Source organism: Mycobacterium sp. ACS4054 (genome assembly GCF_001667275.1).
Lineage (GTDB): Bacteria > Actinomycetota > Actinomycetes > Mycobacteriales > Mycobacteriaceae > Mycobacterium.
On record NZ_LZHV01000024.1, the window covers coordinates 1 to 24,768 of the forward strand.

Sequence of the window (24,768 nt, forward strand, 5' to 3'; positions counted from 1 at the left end):
TTGCACATGCCGGGGGCGGCCAGCTTGGCCAGCACCGCCTCGATGGTGGCCCGCAGCTCGGGGGTGAGCACCCCGCGCAGCTCCGACATCCCGTCGGGCCCCTGCTGACCCAGGGTCAAACCTCGCCTGCGGGCGCGCTCGGCGTCGCTATAGGTGCCGTCGGGGTTGAGGCAATAGGCAATATGCTCGGCGAGCGCCGCCAATTGCTCGGGGCGATAATGCGTTCCGTGCGTGGCGAGGTCGGCTTCGACCGCCTGGCGAGTGGCGAAGTCCACCCAGCCGGGCAACTGGTGGAAGAACTTACGGATCACCCCAACCTGTCCACCACCGAGCGTCCCGTCGCGCTGGGCGGCGGCCGTCGCGGCCAGGATCGGCGCCAAAGGTTCGCCGGTCAGCCCGTGCCGCGGCCCCAACTCGACGGCCTCTTTCACCCGCCGGGAGGCTTCGGCGCGGCTGATCAGCGTCGCCTCGGCAATGGCATGCGGCAGCGTGCCACCCAACTCCTCGGCGGTGGCCTGCCGACCCAAGGTGTTGATCACCGGATGCTCGATCGCGGGCAGCTGCCGGCGCACCCTTTCCGAGCGCTCCAGGTAGGCCAACTGCTCGCGGGTGCCCAGGGCATTGCAGTCGTAGCCGCGCAGAGTTTCCAAGGCGGCATCGATGGCGTCGAACGCCGCCGACACCGCCTCGGGATCAGTACTCATACCGCCAAACTATCGGCACCCACTGACAAAAAACGCTAACGTGAGACGGCTGAAACCAAAGTGGTGCAAGTGGTTTCAGCCCGCTTGTCCCAATCGGTCTGGGCAGTAGGTGCGGCGGTGACGCAAGTGATTTCAGCGATACGACGGGCCGGCGGTTAGCACCTCGGCACCACCGTCGGTGACGTGCACGGTGTCCCGGCGGAACACCGCCCCGACGCCGTGCTGCCACACGTAACCGGTGATCGCGAGCACCATGCCCGCCTCGAGCCGGTCGTGTTCGCCCGCGGCCAGCAATGTTTCGGACACCACCGGCGGATCGAAGCCCAAGCCCAACCCGTGCGCGATCGGCATCGGGGGTATGGGTTCACTGGCCGCCTGATAGGCGGCCAGCAGATCGGCGGTCGGCGCGCCGGGCCGGCACGCCGCAAGCATGTTGTCGTGCAACGCATCCGACCGGTCGAACAACTCGCGCGCGCCGTCACCGGCCGGCCAGGTCCGACCGACCTCGGCGACATAGCCATTCGCCAAGGCGCCGGCGGAGAACGCGACCAGGTCGCCGGGCCGCACCGCGTCGTAACCGGCGCGCCGCCAAGGTTGTTCCTTCGACGTCACCCATGCGGCGTCCTGGGTGGCCGGCGTGCTCACCCCACCAGCGGCCATGGCCTGCATCATCGCCCCGGCCAGGGTCCGCTCCGCCACCCCCGGCGCGAACTCCGATAACGCTGCAGCAAGTCCGCGTTCGGCGACGCGGAGAGCGGTGTCCATCGCAGCAACCTCATCGGGCGTCTTGATCCGCCGCGCCGCCCGCATGGCCGGCTCGGCGTCGACGAGCTCCGCATTGGGGAACGCGTCGGGCAACAGGGCGGCGAAAGTCGGTGTGATCGCGTCGGTTCCGACCCGCCGCGCCGTGTCGGCGCCGTCGATCTTCTTCAGCACGTCGATGAGCGTCATCGGGTTCCAGGCCAGCCCGTAGAGATGATCGCGGCCGATCTCCTCCGGAACCCCCTCGTCGTCGGTGCTGTTGAGATAGATGTCCCCGGACGCGCGCACCAGCACGCACATCGGACCGAAGGGCCGGGTGCCGGCTATCCACAGCTGCGGCGCGCCGGTGACGTAGCGAATGTTGGCTTGCCGCCCGAGCACGAGGATGTCGAGCCCGTGTGCGTCCATCTGGGCCAGCGCCCGTTCCCGGCGGCCCATCCGCAGTGCGGTGGGGTCGGGCAGAACCTCAGTCGCCATAGGGGGAATAGGGGTAGTCGGTGATCGGCAGGTAGCCGTCCTCGGTGATCACGACGATCTCCTCACTGCGATAACCGCCCGTGCCGTCCTCCCACACCACCGGCTCCAAAACCAGAACCATGCCGGGGGCGAAGACGAAGTTGTCGTCGAACTCTTCGCCGAGATCCGTTCCGATCATCGGCGCTTCGGCGGGATAGGTGCCGATACCATGGCCCAGATAGAAATGCGGCAGCCACGGTTTGCGGCCGCCGTTGGCCGCGATCGCCGCGCGTGCCAAATCGCCGGAGGTGACACCGGCTTTGGTCACCGCGAGCACGGCATTCAGGATTGCGCGCCATTGCCGAAACTGGTCCTGCTGGCGGGGAGTGGGCCGTTGGCCGACCACCCAGGTCCGGCCGAAATCGGAGCAATATCCGGCATAGGTGATGCTGATGTCGGTCCACAGCACATCGCCGTCCGCCAATTCCCGCTCGGTGGGCAGCAGCGGCAGCGCCAGGTCCCCGTGCGTCGTCCACACTCCGGCTGCCCGGGAACTCGGCATCACCTGCCAGATGGCCTCCAGCATGTTGGTGGTTGCCCCCAGCTCGAACGCGCGGCGCACCAACGTGGCCGAGAGGTCGATCTGCCGCACGCCGGGCGCCAGCGCCCGCTGCACGTCCACGACCGCCTCTTCGGTGATGCGGGCCGCCCGGCGCAGGCAGGACAGCTCGTCCCGCGTCTTCACCAGTTGCGCGTCCCCGAGCACCAGCGCCGCATCGGTCGGCTCACCGCCGGGGAACAGCGTGGCACCGGCCCGGCGCATCGCCCCGGTCAGCTCGTCGACGGCGACGCTCGCGGACGCGGGGATCAGTCCGGCCAGTTCGCGCGCGAATTGCTCGACGCCCGAGTCGAATTCGAGATACACCGGGCCGTGCAGGTGGTCGGCGGGCACCGGCAATTCCGCCGAGGCCCCGCCGCGGTACGGCATGAACAGGTGGGGATGTTCGTCGCCGGCGTCGTCGGCGGCGACGGGGCGCTCGACGTGCGAGAGGCCCGCGTCCACGAGCGGCCAGCTGATGCCCGTCGCGTATCCGACGTAGCCGTTCATCAACAGGATGAGCGCATCGACACCATGATCGGCCATCGCGGACCGCAGCCGCGCGCCGGTCTCCGCGCGCATGCGCGCCCGGTCCGGTTCGTCCGGTATCTCGACGGTGGAGGCGCTTCCGGGGAATGCCATGGCTACCCCTCCGGCTTCACCATGTCACTGGAAGCTCGTAGAGGCCGTAGGCCAGCGCGTCGTGTTTGAACGGCAGGTCCTCGACCGGCGCCGCGAGCCGCAGCGTCGGGACACGACGCAGCAAGGTGGGCAGGACGATCTGCAGTTCCATGCGCGCCAGCTGTTGCCCGACGCACTGGTGGCGACCGTAGCCGAAGCCGACGTGCGGGCCGTCCTCTCGGCGCAGGTCGAGCCGGTCGGGGGCGGGGAACTGCCGGGTGTCCCAGTTCGCCGGTGCGACGTCGAGGATGATGCCCTCGCCGGCGCGGATCGTCTCGCCGCCCACCTCGATGTCCTCGACGGCGATGCGGCGCTGGCCCGTCTGAATGATGCTCAGGTAGCGCATCAATTCCTCGACGGCGACGGCGATCACCTTCGGATCATCGCTGTCGCGCATCAGCGCCAGCTGATCGGGGTGGTCGAGCAGGGCGGCGACGCTGAGGCTGATCATGTTGGCGGTGGTCTCGTGGCCCGCGATGAGCACACCGGTGGCCAGCTGCGCGGCCTCGCGCACACTGAGCTCTTCGGCGTTGACCCGCTCGGCCAAATCGGAGACCAGATCCTCCGACGGGCTCTGCATTTTGGTCCGCACCAAGTTCGCCAGGTACTTCGCCAACGACGCGGCGCCCTGTGCCGTGTCCTCCTCGGTGGCGTAGCGGCCCATGCCGCGCTGGGCTTGGGTCTGGAAGAAATCCGCGTCCTCGTAGGGCACGCCCAGCAATTGGCTGATGACCAGCGAGGGGACCGGCAGCGCCAGCGTGGTGACGATGTCCCCGGGTTTAGGGCCGGCCAGCAGCGCGTCGATGTGGTCGTCGGTGATCTGTTGCACCGCCGGTCGCAGCGCCTCAACCCGCTTGAACGTGAAGGGTTTTGACAGCATCCGGCGAAACCGGGTGTGCTCTTCGGCGTCGGAGGTGAACACCGAACGGGGGCGTTTGTGCACCGTCGCCAGCATTCCCGCGTTCCAATGCGGGTAGCCCGGCAGCCGGTCGTCGACGCTGGTGCGCGAGTCGGTGAACAACGCGCGAATCGCCTCGTAGCCGTGGATCAGCCACGGCGTGCTGCCGTCCCAGATCCGCACCCGGCTCAGTTGCTTATCGGCGTTGAGCTGCAACACCTTTGGCGGCGGCGCGAACGGGCATCCCGGCGCCCGCGGCATCGGGAAAGCCGGAATATCGGTGGCGGTCGAGACGTCGGTCATCGTTCTCCTCGGTGCGGGGCCGGTGTGGTTTCGCTGGGCCGGCCGCCCGCCGCGCCCACGTGGACCGGGGCGCGCCACAGGCCGACGATCGCGTCGATCAGGCCTTCGCCGGCGACCGGCCAGGCCGAACGCGAACGAGGTCCGTGCTGGGCCAGCGCGCTTTCGTGCTCGGCGCAGGTGTGCATGAGCAGGTTGCGCACCATGACCATTCGTTCGGAACGAACCCGCCGTGGCAGGTCGGGGAGGCACCGGTTGATGCCGTCGATGGTCCGCACCAGCAGGGGCGACGCGAGCGCGTCCTTGGTGACGACGTGGCGGTACGTGGGATCGGCCATGGCCTGGGCGGCGAACCGGGCGTACCAGCTGGGCGCGCCCAGCGCGTGCAGGTGATCGGTGAGCGGCCGCACCAACACACCCACCCAGTCGCGCAGGTCCGTCGAACCCTCGATGGCGGTCAGCATCTGCGCCCGCAGTTGCTCGATCGGCTCCCGATGCTTGCCCTCGATCGCCCGAAGCAGGTCGGTCCGCGTCCCGAAGTGGTAGCAGGCCGCGGCGTTGTTGCCTTGTCCGGCCGCCTCGCTGATCTGCCGGTTCGACACCGCGTACATACCGCGCTCGGCGAACAGCTCTTCCGCGGCCGACAGGATCGCCTCCCGGGTGCCCGTCGACCTGTCGGCGCGGGCGACCCGCTCGGCTGTCATCGCCTCAGTGAACACCGCCCACGGAATTAAATCAAGCAATTTATTTACGACGGTGCGCCGCCCGGCCGTCGAGAGTGTTCCCGCCGGAATCCCCGGGCTTCAAGGTGATTTCATCGCTCGGCCGCCCGGGCCGGCCCGCGCCGGAATACAGTCTGGTGTATGAATCCGCTTCAGCGGGTGGCTCGCAATCCGGCGGCCTACCGCCGCCTGGTCCTCAACGGTCAGCCGGTGGCGGAACGAGTCGAGGCGCTGCTGCGGTTCGCGACGGGCGAGCGGTTCGGCGTGCTGGACCTCGCCGGACTTCCGAACGTCCGGATCACGACGCCGGGCCGCAAGACCGGTCTCGCCCGCACGGCGACGGTGCAATACGTGCCCGTCGAGGACGGGCTGTTGCTGGTGGGTTCGAACTGGGGCCGGGATCGCCACCCGTCCTGGTCGGCGAATCTGAAGGCCGCCCAACGCGTTACCGTCCGCCGGCGCGGCCGGCGGTTCGTGGCGACCGTGCGGTTGCTCACCGGCGAGGAGCGCGACCGAGCGTGGTCCACGGTCCTGGCGCACTGGCCGAACTATCAGCTGGCCCAGAATCGCGCGGCCGGGCGGCAATTCCGGCTGTTTCTCCTGACGCCCACGCCGTAGCCGTCGCGACGAACTACCCCGGGTGGGCCTTCTTCAGGTGCGCGATCTCGTCGCCCCAAACGGACTGAGCCCCGGCGTCGCCCACGCGGTAGATCTGCACCGTCGACGCGACGGCAATGGCGAGCACCACGATCGCGATGGTCGCCCGGACGGCCACCCGGCTCTTGTCCGAGCGGCGTTCGATCACGCGCATCACCACGAGCACCAGCGCGGCCGCCAGCAGTGCGGCGGCGAAGTAGTTCATCGTGCCGCCCAGGGTGGCGTGCTTTTGCAGGATGGCGCTGGGTTTGGCCCTCAGGTCGTAGAGCCATTCCCCGGCATTCACCGTGATCGGCGTCAACACCATGGTGGCGGCAGCCGAGATCACCGCGAGCCACAACAGCGGGCCGCGCCGCGCCGTCGGCCACAACACGCACACGATCTCCAGCAGGGCGGTCAGGGGCACCAGCACCACCACGAAGTGCAGCAGCAGGGCGTGGGCCGGCATGCCGTTGATGACGGTCATCGGGCTCCTCGGGTTGTCGGCGGTCAGCTCGCGCTCAGCCGCCGAGCCCCTTCTTGACGGCCGCGTCCTGTTTCTGGGCCACGTCGTTGACGAAATCGGTCGGAGCCAGCGTGTCGGGCGGCCCGTCAAACTGCAGCGTGACCAAGGCCCTGCCCTCGGTGAAGAGCACTATCGTCACGCCCTTGCTGCGGTCTGGGGAGTTGCCCAACAAGGTGGTTCCGCCGGCGCCGACGTTGGCCGCCTGGGTGGTCGGGTTCTTGATCACGTCACCCTGAGCGCCCTTGGCCGCGTTCAGCGCGTTCGTGGCGGCGCCGGGGTCGGCAAACACCTGGATCGTGTCCTTGATGACGTGGCTGCCGTCGTCGTCTTTGAACGTCGTCGCGACGCCCGGCTGGCCGTTCGGGTTGCTGGTCGGCGGGGCGGCCGTGAACGGTATCGGGGCGTTGATGTCGCTCGCCTGGATCAGCAGCCCGGTGTACTCGTTGGGCTGCGCGGCCGCCGACGAACTCGGTGCGGCGCTGGTCGCGCTGGTCGCCGAGCTGGACGACGCCGGTTTCGACGTGGAGGGCGTCGAACTCTTGCCGCCGCACCCCGCTACCGCCACCGCCAGCGCCGCCGTGACCGCGACGCCCGCGGTCACCGTCCGTGAAGTCCTCATCGAAGTCGAGCTCCCTTCCAGGGCGGCCTGCGGCGCCACAGTCGAGTCGTTTCCGAATCGCACAGTACATTGCGGAGGTCGCGCCGCTGTGGCGCTCGAGGGCTCCTGAGGGCCGGCAACGACCCTAGTCGAGCTGGTCGCGCAGGCAGCGCAGGGTGCTGGCCAGGATGCGGGAGACCTGCATCTGCGACACCCCGATCCGCTCGGCGATCTGGCTCTGCGTCATCGATTCGAAGAACCGCATCCGCAAAACCTCGCGTTCGCGCGCGGGAAGGCCGGCGACCAGGACGCGCAGCGCCTCCCGATTGGTGATGTGCTCGATCTGCGGATCGATACCGCCGACCGCGTCGGCGACCGACCGGGGCGTACCCGAACCGTCGGTGCCCACCGGCGCGTCCAGGGAATCCAGCCGGTAGGCGTCGCCCGCCACGAGGCATTCGACGATCTCCTCGCGGGGAACCTCCAGCACCTGTGACAACTCACCGGCGGTGGGCGCGCGCCCCAGCTTCTGGGCCAGGTCACCCGTCGTCCTGCTGATCTGCACGTGGAGTTCCCGCAACCGCCGCGGCACCCGCATGCCCCAGCTGTAGTCCCGGAAGTATCGCCGAACCTCGCCCATCATGGTGGGGACCGCGAAACCGATGAAGCTGGGCCCCTTGGCCGGGTCGAATCGGTTGACAGCGTTCATCAGCCCCACGCGCGCCACCTGCACGAGGTCGTCGAGGCCCTCGCCCCGGCGCGCGAAGTGACTGGCCACATGGTCGGCCAGCGGCAGGCATCGGGCCACGATGCGTTCGCGCTGGCGGCCATACTCGTGCGACTCGGCCGGCATCTGGCGCAGCGCCACGAACATTTCGACCACGTCGTCGTAGGAATCGTCGGATTTGCGGTCGCGGCACTCGGCGGGACGGCTGGGAGCTAGTACGTCGGTCATAGGCGCACGCGCCCCGTGTTGGCGCGGCTGATCCTGAAAACTTTGGTGCACAATCGGTTTGGCATTGCTGACTCACTCCTCTGAGTCGTGTGCAACGAGGCCTGGCAGCTATGCGCAGAGTCGCCTCACTGCACCTGTATCCGTAGGACTGGTCGATTCCCAACACGCAGGGTTACCAAGGAGATGACTCGAGGTGGTTTTCGCCGGAGCCATGTGCTCAGCAGCCGTGCGGCTGACTGGCCGCTTTGAGCTAAACGGCGACACGTCCATAACGGACTTCACTGGTGACTATACGCCCCATCGCCGACGCCCGCGATCGCTTGCCCAACCCGATTCAGATAATTTCTGAACAGTTTCCGTTGTGAACCGACCGGGCGGCGGCAAACGGCGGGCACATATCCAGGCCGCGGTCGCAAGGCGCCGGACCCGCGCCGCGGCCGTAGGTGCGCCGACCGTGGTTCTCATTTCCGTGGCGGCTGGGTACTGTTCGCCTAGTGTTCGTGACCAGCCTCCCGCGACCGGGTCTCTGCGTGCGCCGAGACCGGTTTGCGCCCAATGCATTACGGCTCGCATGACGACAAATGCGGGTGCCCGCCTGCTGGACGGGCGCGCAGTGGTGGTGGCCGGCGGCAGCCGCGGGATCGGGCGCGCGGTCGCCGAACTGCTCGGCGCGTTGGGCGCCGGCGTGGTGGTGAACGGGCGTGACGCGGACGCGGTCGAGGAGACCGTCGTCGCAATCACGGCGGCCGGCGGGCGGGCCAGCGCGGTGGTCGGTTCCGCGGACGAGGAGCGCATCGCGGGTGCGCTGGTCGACGACTGCGTGCGCAGCCACGGGCGGCTGGACGCCCTGATCAACTGTGCCGGCATCGCCGAGTCGGCCGGGTCGTCGATCCTGAACATCTCGCCGGAGGACTTCGACCGCCTGATCAGCGCCCACCTCGGGACGGCGTTCCATACGTGCCGCGCGGCGGCCCGCGTCATGGCCGCCCAAGGCCACGGGGCCATCGTCAACACCAGTTCGGTGGCGTTTCTGGGTGATTACGGCGGGACCGGCTATCCCGCGGGCAAGGGGGCGGTGAACGCCCTGACCATGGCGATCGCGGCCGAACTCAAGGCCCACGGCGTACGGGCCAACGTGGTGTGTCCCGGGGCCAGGACGCGCCTGTCCAGCGGCGCCGAGTACGAGGAACACATCGCGGACCTGCACCGCCGGGGGCTGCTGGACGAAATGACCATGCGCGCCTCGCTGGACAGCGCGCCGCCGGCCTTCGTGGCCCCGGTCTACGCCTATCTGGTGAGCGACTTGGCCCGGGCGGTGACGGGCCAAATCCTGGTTACCGCAGGCGGATTCGTCGGCCGCTTCGACCGGCCGGCGCCGCGGCTGCTGGGCTACCGCGACCACCACGAGGCCGAACCCTGGTCGATTGACGACCTGCACAAGATGATCGGCGCCGCGCAACCCGCGCGCTGAGCCCGCCGCGGCCAATTGGCAGCAAACCGATCCCGGCGCGTCGAGGGTGCGGCCCGCCGGACCGGGCGCTGCGTCCGAGACGCACCGTGATTTCGCCCTCGATCCACTCCGAAGTCGCACGTTGTGGGGGCGGGCGGCCTACGCTGTCCTGCGAACCGCAGGAGGGTGTTTTGACAATGCAACCGAACCCGCTCGACCCGGTGGCCAGCGAACGGCTGTCGCATGCAGGCAAAGTGTTCACTTCCGATCTGTCGATCAACGAATTCGCCTTGCTGCACGGGGCCGGGTTCGAGCCGATCGAACTCGTGATGGGCGTCTCGGTCTATCACGTCGGCTACCAGTTCACCGGGATCCGGCAACAATCCGAACTTCCCGTGCTCACCGACGCGACCTATCGCGCGCGCTGGAATGCGATGTCGCGGATGCAGGCGGAGGCCGATTCGCTGGGCGCCGACGGCGTGGTCGGCGTCCGCCTCGAATGGCGCCATCAGGGCGAGGGCGAGCATCTGGAGTTCATCGCGGTCGGAACCGCGGTGCGATACGTCGCGAAGCCCGGCGCCTACCGGCGCCCCAACGGGCAAGCGTTCACCAGCCACCTGTCCGGGCAGGATCTGACGACCCTCCTGCGATCCGGATTCGCCCCGGTGGCGTTCGTGATGGGGAACTGCGTGTTTCACATTGCCGTGCAAGGGTTTTTGCGCACCCTGAGCCAGGTTGGCCGCAACGCCGAGATGCCTCAGTGGACGCAGGGCAGCTACCAGGCCCGGGAGTTGGCGATGTCCCGGATGCAAAGCGAGGCCGAGCGCGACGGCGGAACCGGCGTCGTCGGCGTGCACTTCGCGATTTCGAACTACGCGTGGGGACACCACACGGTCGAGTTCTACGTGGCCGGCACCGCGGTGCGGCGCGGCGGTGAGGCGCAAACGCTGACCCCGTCGTTCGTCCTGCCCATGAGCGATTGATGACGACCCTCGATCACCAGCGCGTCGGCCAGGCGGTCGGAACGGCTTTGGCGGGGCCCGGGGGAGTCGGGCTGGTGCTGCGGGTGTTCTGCGGGGTTCCGGGGGTGATCCTGGTCCCCGCGCGGCGGGGCTTCTTCCGGTCCCAGCCGGAGCGGGTGCAGATCGGCGACTGGCGTTATGAGGTTACCGCCGACGGCCGCCTGAGCGCCGCGCACGTGGTCAACGGGATCGTCCTGGCCGAGGAGGTGCTCGCCGCCGGTGCCGTCGGGCCGCACATCGCTCGCGCACTCGGGCAGCTGGTGAACAGCTACGGCCCGACGATCATGCCCAACGTCGATGCGGCCCTCGAGGTCCTCGAGGCCGGGCCGCGGTGACGCCGGGCGCCCCCGCCTAGAGGCGACCGGCCGCGAAGTCGGCCGCCTGGTCGACCAAGCCCGCCTCGACGTACTGGCGGTGGGCGACCGGGTTGCCGGCGTCCGAGCACACCGGGTCGCCGGGCACGCACAACTCGATGGTCTTGCCCGCGTACTGCGGGCCGATCGTCACGGGCGGCTCGTTGAGGATGCTCATGAACTGGCTCGATGGTTTCCCGAAAAGCGCGATGGCGGCCACGTGGTTGGAGACCTCGGCCGGCATCGGCTGCAGCGACCGGACCAGGTGCACCCCGTCCGGCACCGCGCTTTCGGTGACGAAACCCATCACGGCCGCGCCCTGCGAGTATCCGCCCAGCACCATCCGGGTTCTGGGGCAGGACACCGCCATGTGTTCGACATGCGCGCCGGCGTCGCTGATGCCGTCCGCGGCCCGGGGGAAGTCCGTGGTCGCCGGGTAGTCGACCGGATAGACGCCGAGTGACCTGCCGCCCACGTGCGAGCGCAGGGTGTCGACGAAACTCTGGCCGATCCGGCCGACGCCCGGCGGCTCGTTGGTGCCCCGGGCGAACACCACCTCGACGTCGGGGCACGGCTCGGCTGCCGCGACCGGAGCGACGGTGAGGGCCGAAAAGGGTAGAAGGACAGCACAAATCAGCTTGCCGAGGGTGTTCGCCTGCACAGCGTGATTTTGTCACAGGGTGACAAAGTGCGCGCGTTATGAGGTTGCGGCCGAGGCCGGGGTTACCCCGGCGTGTCCGCGCCCGGGCCGTGGGGTCGTCGGTGCAGGTACGAGGTGGCGGCGCGCAGCGCGCCGCGAAACGCATACACGGCGCTCACGATGGTGAGGAGGATCAGCAAGATGAACATCGGCAGCCAATTGCCCCTGCTGTGGTCGACGTCCCACCAGATGAAGGTGAACAGCACCGCGCAGATGACGAGCACCATGTCGCGCCAGTTTCCCCGGTACGACAGCGCCGCCCTGCGCAGCGCCTGATTCCGGTCCGCGATCGCGACCAGGTCGTCGATGCGCGCGTCGATGCTGCGTTGCAAATCGGCGCGCCGCTTGGTGGCCTCGGGTGGCAGCCGTTCCAGCAAGTCCATGTCCTGCGCGATCAGGCCGCGATAGTCCGGTCCCCTGAACTGCCCTGCGGCGATGGCCAGCATGGCGCCGCCGAAAACGGGTGCACTATTGAGTGCGATCTGCCCCAGGCCCGCCATGCCCGCTCCTTCCGGTGGTCGTCAACGCCGCTCGCTGACGTAGGTCAGGATGCCTTGGAAGGGCGCCGTCGCGTGCGCTGCGGCTCGGGGCCTTGCAGCGCGTCCATCGCGCGCATCATTTGCGGATACGCGATCGCCGGCCCGAGCCAACGGGTGAGGTATCGGCGCAGATCGGCACCGCTGCGCGCGGGCCGCCCGGGGTCGGTGAGGAAGGAGTGCAGCAACCGGAGGCTGAACTCGTTCAGTTCGTCGAGGCCGGCGTCGTCGAAACCGTAGCTCTCCCAATCGATGTCGTAGCGGTGCAGCATCGACCGGCCGAATGCCAGGGCGGTGTCCGACACGATCGAGACCTTATGGCCCCTGCGTTGATTGAGCACGAACTCGACCTGGTTGTCGCAGGCCAGTTCCTCGATGGCGAACGCCAGGCCTTCGGTCATGGCCACCACCGGGTCCGTCACGCCCTCGAGGTGGGCGGCCATCCGATCCAGGAAGCCGTCGGCCGAGCGCATCGCCGACGCCACCAACAGCGCCTGCGTGCCGGGGAAGTATCGATAGACCGTCTGCCGGGTGACCCCGAGCGCCCGCGCCACATCGGCGATCCGGAGCGCGGAGCCGCGTTCCTCGACGATCGTGTCGGCCGCATCCAGGATGCGCTCGATGGCCTCCTCGTCGGAGGCGGGCGTGTTTCCTGCCCAACCGTGACTGCGCATCTAACGAGCGGCAAACCCGTAGTCGGTGAACCCCACAGCTGGATAATAGCCTCTGGGAGGGGTCTGATCAGTCCGGATGTGCACCGCGCGTCGGGCACGGCGGAAAGCCCGAACCGCGGGCCGCTAATCCGTTGCCGCGCCGCCGGTTAGGCCACCGAGGCGCCCAGGATGAGGTTGACGGCCTCGTCGAGCTGGCCCGCGATCTCGTCGAAGCTGACGAAGCGGGCCGTCATCAGGGCGCCGGAGAAGGTCATCTGCAGCGTGGATTTCACGGCGCGGGGCCAACCCGGCCCGAGGGCGGCACCGATCCGCGTGGACACCTCGTGGCCGATCTGCTCCCGAATCGGCTTGACCGCCGGGTCGTCCGCCATCAGGGCCGCGCCACAGGCGGCGGTCAGCTCGGGTTCGTCGGCGACCACCACGGCCATGTCCCGCAGCGTCGCGCTGACCCGCGTCTTCGTCGTGTCGTTGACGTCGGTGTGCACCGGCAGCTCGCGCAGGAATCGCAGGTATACCGCCGCCACCAACGCGCTCTTGGACGGGAAGTAGGTGTAGGCGCTGGCCGGCGATACTCCGGCGCGGGTCGCCACCGAGCGCATCGTCAGCCGTGCGTAGGACGACTCGCGCAGCTCCTCCAGCCCGGCGTCGAGGACCTTGCGGATCGTCTGCCCCGGCCGGCGGTCCGACCGCCGCGCCGCATCTCTAGACACCCGTCCAGTGTAGGAAGGCGTTCTCCGCGGTGGCCCGGTGTCCGCCGCAAGTGTTTTACGGACAGCCGTCCAGAATCAGTCGGCGAAGCGGTTGGCTCTAGAGTGGCGACCATGGCCGAGGCGGACCGGCATCGCTGGGACGAGCGGTACGCGACCCAGACACCGCCGTCGGTGGAGGCGGTGGGGCCGCCGGGGTTCCTGGCCCCCCACGCGGACGTAATGCCCACTGCGGGAACGGCTCTCGATCTCGCGTGCGGGTCGGGGCTCGGCGCGGTGTGGCTCGCGAGGCGTGGGCTGCGGGTGCTCGGCTTGGACGTGTCACCCGTGGCGGTCGGCCAGGCGCGCGACCTGGCCCGGCGGGCCGGGGTGAGCGATCGGTGCGGCTTCGAGGCCGTCGACCTGGACGACGGGCTCCCAGCCGGGCCGCCGGTGAACGTCATCCTGTGCCACCGATTCCGCGACCGGCGCCTCGACCGGGCGATCATCGACCGGCTGGCACCCGGCGGGCTGCTGGCGATCGCGGTGCTCAGTGAGGTCGGGGGCGCCCCCGGGCCGTTTCGCGCGGCCGCGGGGGAGCTCACCGCGGCATTTGCCGAACTCGACTTGGTCGCCGCCGGCGAGGGCGAGGGTCAGGCCTGGTTGCTGGCGCGGGCGTGACGTCAGGATTCGAGCCTGGCGCGCACCGCCGCCAGCCGCCCGGCCAACTCGTCCTCGTCGATGACGCCGCGTGCCACGAGCGAGTGTGCCAGCGCCATCAAGCGGTTCTCCGGATAGGGGAGGCCGGCGTACACGGTCGCCGACAGGGCGTCCTCTTCGTCGCGCCGGTCGGTGAAACTCAAAATGTCCGGGCCGCAAGGGCTTCGGTCGAGGGCGTCGCACATGCCGTCGAGGCTCGTTTTCCACGGCGGTACGGGATTGGCCACCCCGTACTCGGCCGCCATCCGACTCCAAACCTGGTTGCGCTCGACGATCTTCCTCAGCGGTGCGATCGCCGGCTCAGCGGGCGTGCTCACGTGTTTGGCTCCATCAATGTTCGACGGGATGCGTGGCGGGGCGGGTTTGGGTGATCGCGTTCGTCGTCACCCCGGGCTTGGGCAGCGCGACACCGATCAGGCAGTCGCGGGTGACGATCTCGGCCAGCTGGTCCTCCGTCCAGCCCTCGGTTCCCTCGGGCCGCACGGGCATCACCATGAAGCGGTGCTTCTGATTGGAGTCCTCGACCCGGATCTCGACGTCTTCCGGCAGATACAGGCCGAACTCCGCGAGCACCTGGCGCGGCCAGCGCACGATGCGGCGGCGAAAGTTTGGCGTCCGGTACCACTCCGGTGAGTTGCCGAGGATCGGTCGCGGATAGCACGAGCACAGCGTGCACACGATGACGTGATGCAGGGTGGGCGTGTCCTCGAGGACGTGAAAAGCCGTGAAGTCGCTGGGTGTTCCGAAACCCGTGGGTTCGAACCAGTCGACCCCGACCTCCTTGCTGGCCGCCAGCGGGTCGGACAGCGTCAGCCTCTTGTAGTCCGGGTCGAGCCACGCCCGGGCCACCATGTGGGCGGCCGGCGTGGGACCGATCTGTTCGGCGTACTCGGTGAAGCGGCGATGCTCCTCCGCCGTGAAAATGCCCTTCTCGATGCACAATTCGCGCAACGCGATCTCGAGGACTTCGAAGTCGGTGACCTCGTCGACCATTGGTGCGGCGGTGCGGTCGTGATCGTGGTCGTGATCGGCCATGCGGGAAGTCCTTTCGCGATTCGATGAGGGCACGTTCGAAGGGGGCGGGACTAACCGGCGGCCTCGAGCCAGCGCTCGGGGAGCTCGGTCTGCAGCGTGTCGTTGGCCGGCCCGGTATAGCCGTCCCACAGCTCGGAGAGGTTGAACCGCACGATGTAGAACCATTCGGGTTTTTGATCGGGGGCGTCCCACGTCTCGTCCTCGGCCGCGGGGCTTTCGTAGGAGACCGCCGCGATCTCCCCGGTGGCGCCCCGGACGTACTCCTGCGTGCGGGTGTAGAACAGCACGGGCAGCTCCCGGACCGAAACCCTTTCCCCGACTGCGAACTTCGGGGTGCCGGCCTGTCCGGCATACACCTGTGGATCGCCCTTGCCGACGGCGTGGAGGTGGTGCTCGTTGCGCCGCACCCCCTCGGGATCCCCTTCGCAGCGGGGCTCGGCGGCCAAGGCTCTGCCTTGCAGCCCGCCCGCGTAGCGCGCCTTGATTTCGGCCATTCGTTCCGCCAGCTCGCTCAGGCCGATGTGGTGTTTCTCGACGAGGACGCGCGCCACCGCAAGCAGCCACCGGCCGTAGTAGGGCAGCCCGAGATAGATCGTGCGGCCGAGGTCGACGTTGCCCATCCTGCGCCGTTCCTCGGACAGCCAGATCCCGCGCCAGCCGAGCAGCTCGCACATGACGTAGGTGTTCTCTTCCCACATCTCGTACTGCTTGTTCTCGAAGCTCAACGGGGCGTCCGGCTCGCCCCCGACATCGTGCGGGGTCTTGGTGTAGGCGGCGAAGCGGTCGTGATCGATGAGGTCGGGTGTTGGCGCATCAGGGAGTTCGGGGTAGGACGACTTGAGGCGGGCCACCAAGTCGAGCTGGTTCGTCCGGTCCCGGGGAGTCGCCATGAGACCTCCGCTCGCCGTCGCGATCTTGATGTTGCGGTCGTGGGCAAGCCAGCCGCACCGCGGTCCATTGTCCAACGAATCCGCGCTCGCCCGCGGCAAGATCGCGCAACTGCGGCGTGCGATGCGGCGTGTCTTTTCCCATCCTGCCGATCGGCGTGTCGGGTAAGGTCACGCGCATGGAGCGGCGGGTCCTGGAAGCCATCATCTACGAGCGCGAACCGCCGATCGCTCGGATCATCCTGAACCGGGTCGACAAGGCCAACACCAAGGATGCGGTGCTGGTCACCGAAGTCGACGAGTGCCTGCACGAGGCCGACCGGGACAAGGAGATCAAGGTCGTCATCCTCAAGGCCAACGGAAAGGGATTCTGCGGCGGGCACGTGGCGCGCTGGGGACCCGACGAGAATCCGTATCCGGACTTCGGCGAGACGTTCGAGGATCTGTACAAGGGCACCGCCGACCTGTTCCTGTGGCCGACGCTGTATCTGTGGGAGTTTCCGAAGCCGACCATTTCCGCGATCCACGGCTACTGCATGGGCGGCGGGATCTATCTCGGCCTGCTTACCGACTTCTGCGTCGCGTCCGAGGACGCGTATTTCCAGATGCCGCTTGCCCAAAGCCTCGGCGAGCCGGGCGGGCACACGATGATCGAGCCGTGGTTGCTGATGAACTGGCATCGCACCATGGACTGGCTGCTGCTGGCCCCCACGCTCTCCGCGCAGGAGGCGCTCGACTGGGGCCTGCTCAACAAGGTGGTGCCCCGCGACGACCTCGACGACGTCGTCGAGGAGATGGCGCGCAAGATCTCTCAAATCCCGTTGACCACGCTGATGGCGGTGAAGAACAACGTCAAGCGCGCCTGGGAACTGATGGGCATGCGGGTGCACCTGCAGGTCAGCCATATCCTGACGAACATGGTCGGCGCCGCCTCGGACGTCCAGGCGCGGCGGGCCGAGCTGAAGCAATCGGGCATGAAGCCGCGCGATTTCGTCGGCCGTGACGAATAGGCTTGCGCGACTGTGCGGCTGGCCGCACGGTCGGGGCCGAACGTGCGGCAGGCCGCACACTCGGCGGGGAGGCAGCGTTTAGCGGTTTCGCTCGCCGGCGACCCGCCGGCCGGCGGCGTGGCGGGCGGCCACATAGCCGAACACCATCGTGTAGGCGATGCTGCCGCCGGCGCCCAGATAATTGCGGCCCATCACCGTCGCCGTGATGTTGCCCGTCGCATACAGCCCGTCGATCACGCAGTCGTCCTCATCGAGCACCTGGGCGTGCTCGTTGGTGATCACCCCGCCGCACGTCCCGACGTCGGCGGGAACGACCTTGGTGGCGTAATACGGCGCCCGCGCGAGGGGGCCAAGGGCGGCGTTCGGGCGATACCCCGGATCGCCCAGGCAGTCGTTGTACGCCGACTGGCCGCGCCCGAAGTCCGGGTCGAGGCCCTTGACCGCAAAACCGTTGAAGCGCTTGATCGTCTGCTCCAGCGCGTCGGCCGGCACGCCCATTTGTCGCGCGAGGTCGCTGACGGTCTGGCCCCGGACGACCGCGCCCCGCGTGATGAGTTCCTCGGGCAGGCTGCGCTTCTTGAACGGGTTGGCGCCCGACACGTACCGGCCGATGTAGCCCTCGTCGAAGACCATCCAGCACGGCACCGCCTTGTGCGCGTACATCGCCTTGCCGACCTCGACGTAGGAGTTGGACTCGTTGCAGAATCGCCGGCCGGTTCCGTCGACGTAGATCGCGCCGGGCCGCTGCCGGCCGCTGCCCAGCGCCCGGGCGGCGTCTCCGCCGTCGGCGATGAAAACCGATGGCAGCCACCAGGCCTCGTCCATCAGGTCGGTCTTCGCGCCTAACCGGATGGCGGTCTGCAGCACCTCACCGGTGTCGCCGGCGTTCGCGATCGACCACAGGCCCTCGTTGGGTTGCTCGCCGCTGTAGCGGCGGCGCATGTCGGCGTTGCGGCTGAAGCCGCCCGCCGCGAGCACGACGCCCTTGCGGGCCTCGACGTTCAGCGCGGTGCCGTTGCGCGCGACGCGCGCCCCGACGACACGCCCGTCCTCGATGATCAGGTCCTCGATGGCGGCGCCGGTCCAGATCGGTGGCTCGCCGCGCAAATCGATCAGCGCCTTGAGCATCTGGCCGATGAGCGACGCGCCGTTGGTGAGCATCTCCCGGCGGCGCAGCCGCGCCGCCCTGGTGCGCGCGAACACCCGCATGGCCACCGCGAAGGCTCGCGGCGACCGGTTGAAGTACTGCACCGAACGCAGCTCGTTGGTCTTGAGGACGAACCCGCCGTAGCTCTTGGCCATCGAGGGCTGGACCCGGTCGTGCCAGCTGCCCAGCGCGGCCGCGTCGTAGGGGACGCATTCGATGGCGCGGCCGGCGTCGTTGCCGCCCTTGTGGTTTGGGTAGTAGTCGCTCCAGCCCGGGCACCGCACGAACCGGACGCCCTTGCGGGTCAGGAAGTTGATCATCTCGTAGCCGGCGGTCAGGAACATTTCGCGGCGGGCCGGGGACGACGCGGGGCCGATGTCGCCGACGACGTCGTCGAAGTACGCCAGGCCGTCCTCGTGCGAGTCCGGAATGCCGTCGGCCCGCATCAGCGGGTTGTTCGGCAGCCACACCATGCCGCCGGAGAGTCCGGTGGAACCGCCCACCAGGGGCTGCTTCTCGATCACCAGCGGCTCGATTCCGGAGTCGAGCGCCGCCAGCGCCGCGACCATGCCGCCCCCGCCGCTGCCCGCGATGAGCAGATCCACGGAGCGGTCCCACCGGGTGGTCATCGTGCCTCCGACGTCGCGCGCAGGCCGAGATCGGCGATCGGCACGTCGATGGTGGTGTTGGTCTTCTGGATGGCGGGCACCAGCGCCTCATACGGCAGGCCGGCGAGGAACCCGTCGATGACGCGTTCGAAGTTGGAGATCAGGCCTTCGATTCGGCTGGACAGGCGCATGTATTCAAACCCCTTGGAGTGCAATCCCTTTTGCTGTCTGGGCAGATTGGAGAAATCCTGCGCGGGGATCGGCGGCCAGCGCGGGTCGTCCGGCGCCATGGGTTCCGGCGGTGTCGGCCGGCCGGTGATCTCCTCCGGCGGGATGCGGGTCAGCGACCAGATCTCGAACAGCGTCTCCTCGGGGCCGAGCGGCCGGATCCGATACGAGGAGGCGCTGCTGTACTGCGGGAGCAGAAAGTAGTGCGGGAAGGCGAAATTGATGGCCTCGGTGATGCCGCGCCGCTCCAGCTCGTTGAGGTCGGGGATGTCGCAGCCCCGGGCCCGGTGCCAGTGGACGATCGCGTCGTTGAGGGTGCTGCGCCAGAGGGCCATCGCCGCGGCCGGGTCGGCCGGCAGCTCCATGTCCTGCAGGCCCTCGGCGATGCGGACGTCGTTCTCGTGGGTCATGCCCGCCATGCCTTCGCCCAGGGTGCGCATGAAGTACAGGTTGGTCCGCGCGAGACTTGGTGGCTTGGCGGCGTCGGGCTGCTTGGGCATGCTGGACGGCAACAACTGGGGGTGGGTCTGGGGGACGTGGTAGCCCTCCATGAATGCGGCCGTCGCCAGCTTCCAGTTCACCGGGAGCCGGCACGACTGCCACCACTCGACGCGCAGTGACTCGACCCTCCAGGCGTCGTAGATCGATGCGAACGGCTCGAAGCAGTCGCGCAGCGGCGGGGCATCGTCGTCGAGGTTGATCCACGCGCATCCGCCCCAGAGCTCGCATCGAACCGAAACCAGTCGAAGATCCTCCGGGTCCAGGTTGTGCTCGTCGAACTCCTCGGGCCGTAGCACAAAGGTGTTGCGTCCGTCGATACCCCAACACCACCCGTGGAACGGGCACACGAACGTGCGCCGATTACCGTTGCCCTCCACCAGCTTTACGCCGCGATGGCGGCAGGCGTTGTGATAGGCGCGGACATTTTCGGCGTCGAGGCGCACCACGATCACGGACTCATCGAGGATCTCGTATTCGACATAATCGCCGGGCTTGGGGATCTCCTCGAGGCGGCATGCCATCTGCCAAACCCGAGGCCAAAGCAGTTCGTTCTCCAGCGCGAAGAATTCCGGGTCGTAGTACCGCTGTTTGGGAATGCGGTCGGCGGCTTGTACGGCCAGCGGGACCGGCAGTGGGGTCCAGTTCGCGTTGACTTTCTGGGTGGTCACCATGTCCATTCCCTCGCTCATAGGATTCGGGATGCCCGCCCCTGCCAGTAACGCTCACGAATGCGCCTCTTGTACAGCTTTCCGTTCGGGTCCCGGGGTAATTCGCCGACGAATTCGACGGTGCGCGGGCACTTGTAGCCGGCCGCGTGTGCCCGGCAGTACTCGATGAGCTCGGCCTCGAGGTCCGGTCCCGGCGAGACGCCGTCGACCGGCTGCACGACGGCCTTGACCTCCTCGCCGAACTCGTCGTTGGGCACCCCGAAGACGGCCGCGTCGACGAGCTTGGGATGCATGATCAGCAGGTTCTCGATTTCCTGCGGGTAGATGTTCACCCCGCCGGAAACGATCATGAACGTGGACCGGTCGGTGAGGTAGAGGTATCCGTCGTCGTCGACGTATCCCATGTCGCCCAGGGTGCGCCAGCCGCGGTCGTTGGACACCGACGCGGTCTTGGCGGGGTCCTTGAAGTACTCGAACGCGGGCCCGCCCTCGAAGAACAACTCGCCGGCCTGGCCGGCGGGTAGCTCCTGGCCGTCGTCGGAGATGACGTGCACCGGTGACATCGGTCTTCCCACCGAACCCGGGTGGGCGAGCCATTCTTCCGGGCCGATGGTCGTTCCCGCGAATCCCTCGGTGCCGCCGTAGTATTCGTGGATGATCGGCCCGAACCACTTCATCATGTGATGTTTGACGTCGACCGGGCAGGGCGCGGCCGCGTGGATCACGCATTGCAGGCTCGAGACGTCATACCGCTCCCGAATGGCCTTGGGCAGCTTGAGCATTCGCACGAACATGGTCGGCACGAACTGGGCGTGGGTGACGCGGTGGGTCTCGATCAGCCGCAGGACGGTCTCGGCGTCGAACTTGCGCATCAGGATCGCCGCCGCCCCGACACGGTTGACTGCCATCGTGTAGTTCACTCCCGCGGCGTGATAGAGCGGGGCGGGGGACAGGTACACGCTCTGACGGGTCATCCCGTACTTGTGGGTGAGCGCCAGCTCCAGCACGGCCTGCGCCCACGAGCCGTTGCCGTCGACGGGCAGCGGCCGGCGGACGGCCTTGGGCCGCCCGGTGGTTCCCGACGAGTACAGCATCTCCGACCCGTCCGACACCGGGGGCGGGTCGCCCGCCGCCGCCAGCGCGTCCTCGTAGTCACGCCAGCCGGCCAGGTGGCCGCCGACCGCGAGGTGGACGGTGACGGCCGGGTTAGCCGCGCGCACGTGCGCGGCGAGCTCGGGCATGCCGGCGTCCACGAACACCGCCCGCGCGTCGGAGTCGTCGACGACGTAGGCGACCTCGTCGGGGGTGAAGTGGGTGTTGACCGCGGTGTAGTAGAGGCCCGAAAGCTGGCAGCCCCAGGTGATTTCGAGGAACTCGGGCCGGTTCGACAGCGCCAGGGCCACGCCGTCGCCCGGGCGCAGCCCGGCGTCGTGCAGGGCGGCGGCGACGCGTTGGCTGCGGGCGTACAGCGTGGAGTGCGAGATCGTGTCGCCGCCCGCGACGATGAGGGCCGGCGCCTGCCCGGCCCTCGTGGCGTGGTCGGCGATGTTCACCGGCGAGCCCCCGCGGAAACTTAAGTGGCCGTTGCGCCGTCGGTCGACGCGGCCGCCGCGGCCTGGCGCCGGGCCTGCTCGGACGGCAGCACCTTGTCCCGGAAGACCGTCTGGATCAGCTCCTGGACGTCCTTACTGATGGAGGCCAGGGCGACGAGGTCGTTGGAACTCTGCCAGTGCACCCGCATGCCCATCAGCTCCCAGGCGCGCTTCAGGTTGGCCTTGGTGGCCAGCAGCGTGGTCATCGGCGCCTGGGCGATGTGGCGGGCGATGGCCTCCACCCGGTCGTCGAGCTGGTCGCGCGGCACCACCTCGTTGACCAGCCCGACCTCCAGCGCCTTCTTGGCGTCGATGACCTCGGCGAGGTACAGGTAGTAGGCCGCGCGCCGCCAGTTCATGAAGACCCAGGGCTCGATCGAGCACTCGCCGGACGGCATCCCGAAGCCCTGCAGCGGCGGGTAGGAGAAGTAGGCGTCCTCGGAGGCGATGACGATGTCGGTGGTCAGGCCGTAGTGGGTGCCGCCGCCAACGCAGTAGCCGTGCACTTGGGCGATGGTCGGTTTGGAGAACTCCCACAGGTTGAGCACGGGCTTGACGAACAGGTCGGTCTGCGGCTTCCACGGTGTGCCCATGACTTTGGCGCCCTCGACGAACGCCGGGTAGTCGACCGCGTTGTTACCGATGGCGTGTCCCGAGCAGAAGCCCTTGCCGTTGGCCTTCAGGACGAGCACCTTTATGTCATAGTCGCGGTCGGCGTCCAGCAGCGCGGCATCGACCTCTTCGGCCAGCTTCTGGTCCTGGGCGTTCGCCTTTTCCGGCCAGTTCAGCGTGACCCGGGCGATGGGCCCCTCTTTTTCGTAGATGATTCTCTCGCGAGTCTCGTTGAGATCCATACGTGCTCACCTTTCCTGGTTCACGAAGTGATGACGCCGATTTCGGCGCCGATGTCATAGGTGGTTCCGACCTGCCCCGTCCACCGCACGGTGCCCGACGCTCCGGCTTCGATTTCCTGCTCTACCTTCTCGGTCGCGATCACGTAGATCGGCGTGCCCGCTTCCACGTGCTCCCCGGCGTCGACGAGCAGGCTGGTCAGCTCGGCCTCCGACACGGCCACCGAGACCCGCGGGATGCGAATGACGAAGTCAGCCATGCACTCTCGCTCCCGCACCGGTCTTATCGAGGGTCCGCTGCGCGGCGGCGACGATCCGCTCCGGCGAGGGGTACACCTGTGCCTCGAGCGCGGCCGCGGCCGGGTTCGGCACGAATCGGGCGGCGACTCGTTCGACCGGCGCGGCCAGCTCGGCGAACAGCTCCGAGTGCAGGATCGCGGCTATCTCCGCTCCGGGACCGGCGAATTGGACCGCGTCATGGATGACGACGGCCCGGCGGGTGCGGCGGGCGGAGTCGACGATGGTTTCGACGTCGAGCGGCACCAGGGTGCGCAGGTCGACGACCTCGGCGCTCACGCCCTGTTCCTGCAGTGTGGCCGCGGCGGCGAGCGCGTCGTGCACGCAGCGTCCGTAACCGATCAGGCTCACGTCGGTGCCGGGCCGCTTGATGTCGGCTTGGCCCAACGGGATTGAGAACCCGGGGTCGACGGGGACGGGACCCTTCTTGCCCTGCAGCCGGATCGTTTCGACGAACAGGCAGGGATCCTCGTCGAAGACCGCGGTCGTCAGCAGGCCCTTCGCGTCGCGCGGGGTGGAGGGCACGATCACCTTCATGCCCGGGATGTGCATGAACCACGCCTCCAGGTTCTGCGAATGCGTGGCGCCGGTGGCCAGCCCGGAGTAGACCTGGGTGCGGATGGTGATCGGCGCCGACGTGCGTCCGGCGGTCATGAATCTCAGCTTGGCCGCGTTGTTGATCAGCTGGTCGGCGGCGATGCCGATGAAATCCATGATCATGATCTCGGCCACCGGCAGCAGGCCGTCGATGGCGGCTCCGATGGCCGCGCCGACGATCGCCGCTTCGGAAATCGGTGTGTCCAAGACGCGTTCGTGGCCGTACTTCGTCGACAGACCCGCGGTCGGCCCGGACGCTCCTGGATCGGCGATGTCCTCGCCGAGCAAGAACACCCGGTCGTCGGCCGCGAGCGCCTGGTCCAGTGCGAGGTTGAGCGCCTCGCGCATCGTCATCTCTTGTTCTTGCATGTCGTCGTCTTGCCTGCTCACACGGGGAACTTGATCGGGGTCGCGTACACGTCGAGGTCCAGCTCGTTGATCGACGGCGATTCCGCGGCCAGCACGGTCCGCAGCGCCGTTTCCACCGTCGCCAGTGCCTCGTTGTCGATGCGGTCGAGGTCGTCGCGCTCGCAGATGCCGGTTTCGGCGAGGTGGTCGCGGAATCGGGGGACCGGGTCGGCCGCCATGGCGGCGGCCAGCTGATCCTTGGGGATGTAGGGCATCCGGTCGCCGAAGTAGTGGCCGCGGAACCGGAACGTCACGCATTCGATGAAGGTGGGGCCTTCGCCGGCGCGGGCGCGTCGCAGCGCGTCCTCGACCGCCGATTTGACGGCCAGCGGGTCGTTTCCGTCGACGCGCACCCCCGGCATGCCGTAGCCCGCCGCCCGATCCGCGACGTGTTCGAGCTTCATCGTGTCGGCCGTGGGGGTCATTTCGGCGTACAGGTTGTTCTGGCAGACGAAGACGATCGGCAGGTCCCACAACGCGGCCATGTTCGCCGCCTCGTGGAAGGAGCCGGTGTTGGTGGCGCCGTCGCCGAAGCTGACCACCGTGACGCGATCGGAGCCCTTGCGTTTGGCCGCCATCGCCAGCCCCACCGCCACCGGCGGTCCGGCCCCGACGATGCCGGTCGAAAGCATCACGCCCCGAGCGGGATTGGCGATGTGCATGGTGCCGCCCTTGCCGCGGCCGGCGCCGACGGTGCGGCCCATCATCTCGCCGTAGATCTCCTCGAGCGGGACGCCCTTGCCGATGAGGTCGTGCAGGCCGCGGTAGGTGGTCACCAACTGGTCGTCCGGGCGCAGCGCGACGCCCATCGCGGCGGCGATGGCCTCCTGGCCGCGCGAGGGCCAGTACACGCACATGAACTCGCCGGTGCCAATGCCTTTGGACAGCCGGTCGTCGGCCGCCTTCATCAGCGCCATCAGTTCGTACAACCGGCGCTCGACGCCCGTCGCCCCCTCGCTCAT

The 24,768-nt window shown here is 68.4% G+C and carries 28 protein-coding genes; 6 read left to right on the forward strand and 22 right to left on the reverse strand.

The window, feature by feature from the left end:
* From A5730_RS04680 to A5730_RS04700, 5 genes are all read right to left on the reverse strand, one after another.
* Positions 1–704: DUF222 domain-containing protein (locus A5730_RS04680; RefSeq protein WP_156745686.1), on the reverse strand; the 704-nt coding region annotated here is incomplete at its 3' end.
* Positions 705–836: 132 nt separating this feature from the next.
* The gene (locus A5730_RS04685; RefSeq protein ID WP_067896314.1) at positions 837–1,943 is read right to left on the reverse strand and encodes a Xaa-Pro peptidase family protein; all 1,107 of its coding nucleotides are present in this window, start codon (positions 1,941–1,943) and stop codon (positions 837–839) included.
* On the reverse strand, positions 1,933–3,162 hold the full coding sequence (locus tag A5730_RS04690; protein WP_067896317.1) for a Xaa-Pro peptidase family protein: 1,230 nt from the start codon (positions 3,160–3,162) through the stop codon (positions 1,933–1,935). Before A5730_RS04690 ends, A5730_RS04685 begins: the two co-directional genes overlap by 11 nt.
* Positions 3,163–3,178: 16 nt before the next feature.
* Positions 3,179–4,402: a cytochrome P450 gene (locus A5730_RS04695; protein ID WP_067896320.1), complete on the reverse strand. Its 1,224-nt coding sequence runs from the start codon at positions 4,400–4,402 to the stop codon at positions 3,179–3,181.
* Complete coding sequence (locus tag A5730_RS04700) at positions 4,399–5,118, reverse strand: TetR/AcrR family transcriptional regulator (RefSeq protein WP_067896323.1); 720 nt, start codon at positions 5,116–5,118, stop codon at positions 4,399–4,401. The genes A5730_RS04695 and A5730_RS04700 overlap by 4 nt, the downstream gene beginning before the upstream one ends.
* Positions 5,119–5,262: 144 nt before the next feature.
* Here A5730_RS04700 and A5730_RS04705 point away from each other — a divergent pair, with 144 nt between their 5' ends.
* Positions 5,263–5,739 carry a nitroreductase family deazaflavin-dependent oxidoreductase gene (locus tag A5730_RS04705; protein WP_067896326.1) on the forward strand — a complete coding sequence of 159 codons (477 nt, stop codon included), beginning with the start codon at positions 5,263–5,265 and terminating at the stop codon, positions 5,737–5,739.
* A gap of 13 nt (positions 5,740–5,752) precedes the next feature.
* Here the strand turns inward: A5730_RS04705 and A5730_RS04710 are convergent, their stop codons facing one another.
* The 3 genes from A5730_RS04710 to A5730_RS04720 form a co-directional block, all read right to left on the reverse strand.
* Complete coding sequence (locus A5730_RS04710) at positions 5,753–6,244, reverse strand: DUF2231 domain-containing protein (protein WP_055402150.1); 492 nt, start codon at positions 6,242–6,244, stop codon at positions 5,753–5,755.
* A gap of 34 nt (positions 6,245–6,278) precedes the next feature.
* The gene (locus tag A5730_RS04715) at positions 6,279–6,902 is read right to left on the reverse strand and encodes a hypothetical protein (RefSeq protein WP_055402152.1); all 624 of its coding nucleotides are present in this window, start codon (positions 6,900–6,902) and stop codon (positions 6,279–6,281) included.
* Between the two features lie 124 nt (positions 6,903–7,026).
* Positions 7,027–7,836 carry a SigB/SigF/SigG family RNA polymerase sigma factor gene (locus A5730_RS04720; RefSeq protein WP_067896329.1) on the reverse strand — a complete coding sequence of 270 codons (810 nt, stop codon included), beginning with the start codon at positions 7,834–7,836 and terminating at the stop codon, positions 7,027–7,029.
* Positions 7,837–8,407: 571 nt separating this feature from the next.
* On the opposite strand from A5730_RS04720, the gene A5730_RS04725 reads away from it, so the two are divergent.
* From A5730_RS04725 to A5730_RS04735, 3 genes are all read left to right on the forward strand, one after another.
* Positions 8,408–9,307, forward strand: coding sequence for an SDR family NAD(P)-dependent oxidoreductase (locus A5730_RS04725; protein ID WP_067896332.1), 900 nt, complete (start codon positions 8,408–8,410; stop codon positions 9,305–9,307).
* Between the two features lie 176 nt (positions 9,308–9,483).
* On the forward strand, positions 9,484–10,269 hold the full coding sequence (locus A5730_RS04730) for a heavy metal-binding domain-containing protein (protein WP_055402158.1): 786 nt from the start codon (positions 9,484–9,486) through the stop codon (positions 10,267–10,269).
* Positions 10,269–10,643, forward strand: coding sequence for a DUF5073 family protein (locus A5730_RS04735; protein WP_067822869.1), 375 nt, complete (start codon positions 10,269–10,271; stop codon positions 10,641–10,643). Before A5730_RS04730 ends, A5730_RS04735 begins: the two co-directional genes overlap by 1 nt.
* Before the next feature lie 16 nt (positions 10,644–10,659).
* Here the strand turns inward: A5730_RS04735 and A5730_RS04740 are convergent, their stop codons facing one another.
* The 4 genes from A5730_RS04740 to A5730_RS04755 form a co-directional block, all read right to left on the reverse strand.
* Positions 10,660–11,298 carry a cutinase family protein gene (locus tag A5730_RS04740; protein WP_067896416.1) on the reverse strand — a complete coding sequence of 213 codons (639 nt, stop codon included), beginning with the start codon at positions 11,296–11,298 and terminating at the stop codon, positions 10,660–10,662.
* 86 nt (positions 11,299–11,384) lie between these two features.
* On the reverse strand, positions 11,385–11,861 hold the full coding sequence (locus A5730_RS04745) for a hypothetical protein (protein WP_067896336.1): 477 nt from the start codon (positions 11,859–11,861) through the stop codon (positions 11,385–11,387).
* A gap of 44 nt (positions 11,862–11,905) precedes the next feature.
* The gene (locus tag A5730_RS04750; protein WP_067896339.1) at positions 11,906–12,571 is read right to left on the reverse strand and encodes a TetR/AcrR family transcriptional regulator; all 666 of its coding nucleotides are present in this window, start codon (positions 12,569–12,571) and stop codon (positions 11,906–11,908) included.
* A 146-nt stretch (positions 12,572–12,717) separates the two neighbouring features.
* Positions 12,718–13,281: a TetR/AcrR family transcriptional regulator gene (locus tag A5730_RS04755; RefSeq protein WP_067896342.1), complete on the reverse strand. Its 564-nt coding sequence runs from the start codon at positions 13,279–13,281 to the stop codon at positions 12,718–12,720.
* A gap of 111 nt (positions 13,282–13,392) precedes the next feature.
* On the opposite strand from A5730_RS04755, the gene A5730_RS04760 reads away from it, so the two are divergent.
* On the forward strand, positions 13,393–13,938 hold the full coding sequence (locus tag A5730_RS04760) for a bifunctional 2-polyprenyl-6-hydroxyphenol methylase/3-demethylubiquinol 3-O-methyltransferase UbiG (RefSeq protein WP_067896418.1): 546 nt from the start codon (positions 13,393–13,395) through the stop codon (positions 13,936–13,938).
* A gap of 2 nt (positions 13,939–13,940) precedes the next feature.
* Here A5730_RS04760 and A5730_RS04765 read toward each other — a convergent pair whose 3' ends face one another.
* The 3 genes from A5730_RS04765 to A5730_RS04775 form a co-directional block, all read right to left on the reverse strand.
* Complete coding sequence (locus tag A5730_RS04765; protein ID WP_231994628.1) at positions 13,941–14,222, reverse strand: nitrile hydratase subunit beta; 282 nt, start codon at positions 14,220–14,222, stop codon at positions 13,941–13,943.
* A gap of 85 nt (positions 14,223–14,307) precedes the next feature.
* Positions 14,308–15,012 carry a thiocyanate hydrolase subunit gamma gene (gene scnC / locus A5730_RS04770; protein ID WP_067896348.1) on the reverse strand — a complete coding sequence of 235 codons (705 nt, stop codon included), beginning with the start codon at positions 15,010–15,012 and terminating at the stop codon, positions 14,308–14,310.
* 50 nt (positions 15,013–15,062) lie between these two features.
* On the reverse strand, positions 15,063–15,902 hold the full coding sequence (locus A5730_RS04775; RefSeq protein ID WP_067896422.1) for an SH3-like domain-containing protein: 840 nt from the start codon (positions 15,900–15,902) through the stop codon (positions 15,063–15,065).
* A gap of 176 nt (positions 15,903–16,078) precedes the next feature.
* On the opposite strand from A5730_RS04775, the gene A5730_RS04780 reads away from it, so the two are divergent.
* Positions 16,079–16,909: an enoyl-CoA hydratase-related protein gene (locus A5730_RS04780; protein ID WP_067896426.1), complete on the forward strand. Its 831-nt coding sequence runs from the start codon at positions 16,079–16,081 to the stop codon at positions 16,907–16,909.
* 78 nt (positions 16,910–16,987) lie between these two features.
* Here A5730_RS04780 and A5730_RS04785 read toward each other — a convergent pair whose 3' ends face one another.
* From A5730_RS04785 to A5730_RS04815, 7 genes are read right to left on the reverse strand one after another with little or no spacing between them, the layout of a single operon-like run.
* On the reverse strand, positions 16,988–18,685 hold the full coding sequence (locus tag A5730_RS04785; RefSeq protein ID WP_067896351.1) for an FAD-binding protein: 1,698 nt from the start codon (positions 18,683–18,685) through the stop codon (positions 16,988–16,990).
* Positions 18,682–20,070: an SRPBCC family protein gene (locus A5730_RS04790; protein WP_067896429.1), complete on the reverse strand. Its 1,389-nt coding sequence runs from the start codon at positions 20,068–20,070 to the stop codon at positions 18,682–18,684. The genes A5730_RS04785 and A5730_RS04790 overlap by 4 nt, the downstream gene beginning before the upstream one ends.
* Before the next feature lie 8 nt (positions 20,071–20,078).
* Complete coding sequence (locus A5730_RS04795; RefSeq protein WP_067896354.1) at positions 20,079–21,614, reverse strand: acyl-CoA synthetase; 1,536 nt, start codon at positions 21,612–21,614, stop codon at positions 20,079–20,081.
* Between the two features lie 20 nt (positions 21,615–21,634).
* A complete protein-coding gene (locus A5730_RS04800) occupies positions 21,635–22,507 on the reverse strand; it encodes an enoyl-CoA hydratase-related protein (protein WP_067896358.1) in 873 nt (290 codons plus the stop codon).
* Positions 22,508–22,527: 20 nt separating this feature from the next.
* Positions 22,528–22,764: a lipoyl domain-containing protein gene (locus A5730_RS04805; protein ID WP_067896361.1), complete on the reverse strand. Its 237-nt coding sequence runs from the start codon at positions 22,762–22,764 to the stop codon at positions 22,528–22,530.
* A complete protein-coding gene (locus A5730_RS04810) occupies positions 22,757–23,767 on the reverse strand; it encodes an alpha-ketoacid dehydrogenase subunit beta (protein ID WP_067896431.1) in 1,011 nt (336 codons plus the stop codon). Before A5730_RS04810 ends, A5730_RS04805 begins: the two co-directional genes overlap by 8 nt.
* 17 nt (positions 23,768–23,784) lie before the next feature.
* On the reverse strand, positions 23,785–24,768 hold the full coding sequence (locus A5730_RS04815) for a thiamine pyrophosphate-dependent dehydrogenase E1 component subunit alpha (RefSeq protein ID WP_067896433.1): 984 nt from the start codon (positions 24,766–24,768) through the stop codon (positions 23,785–23,787).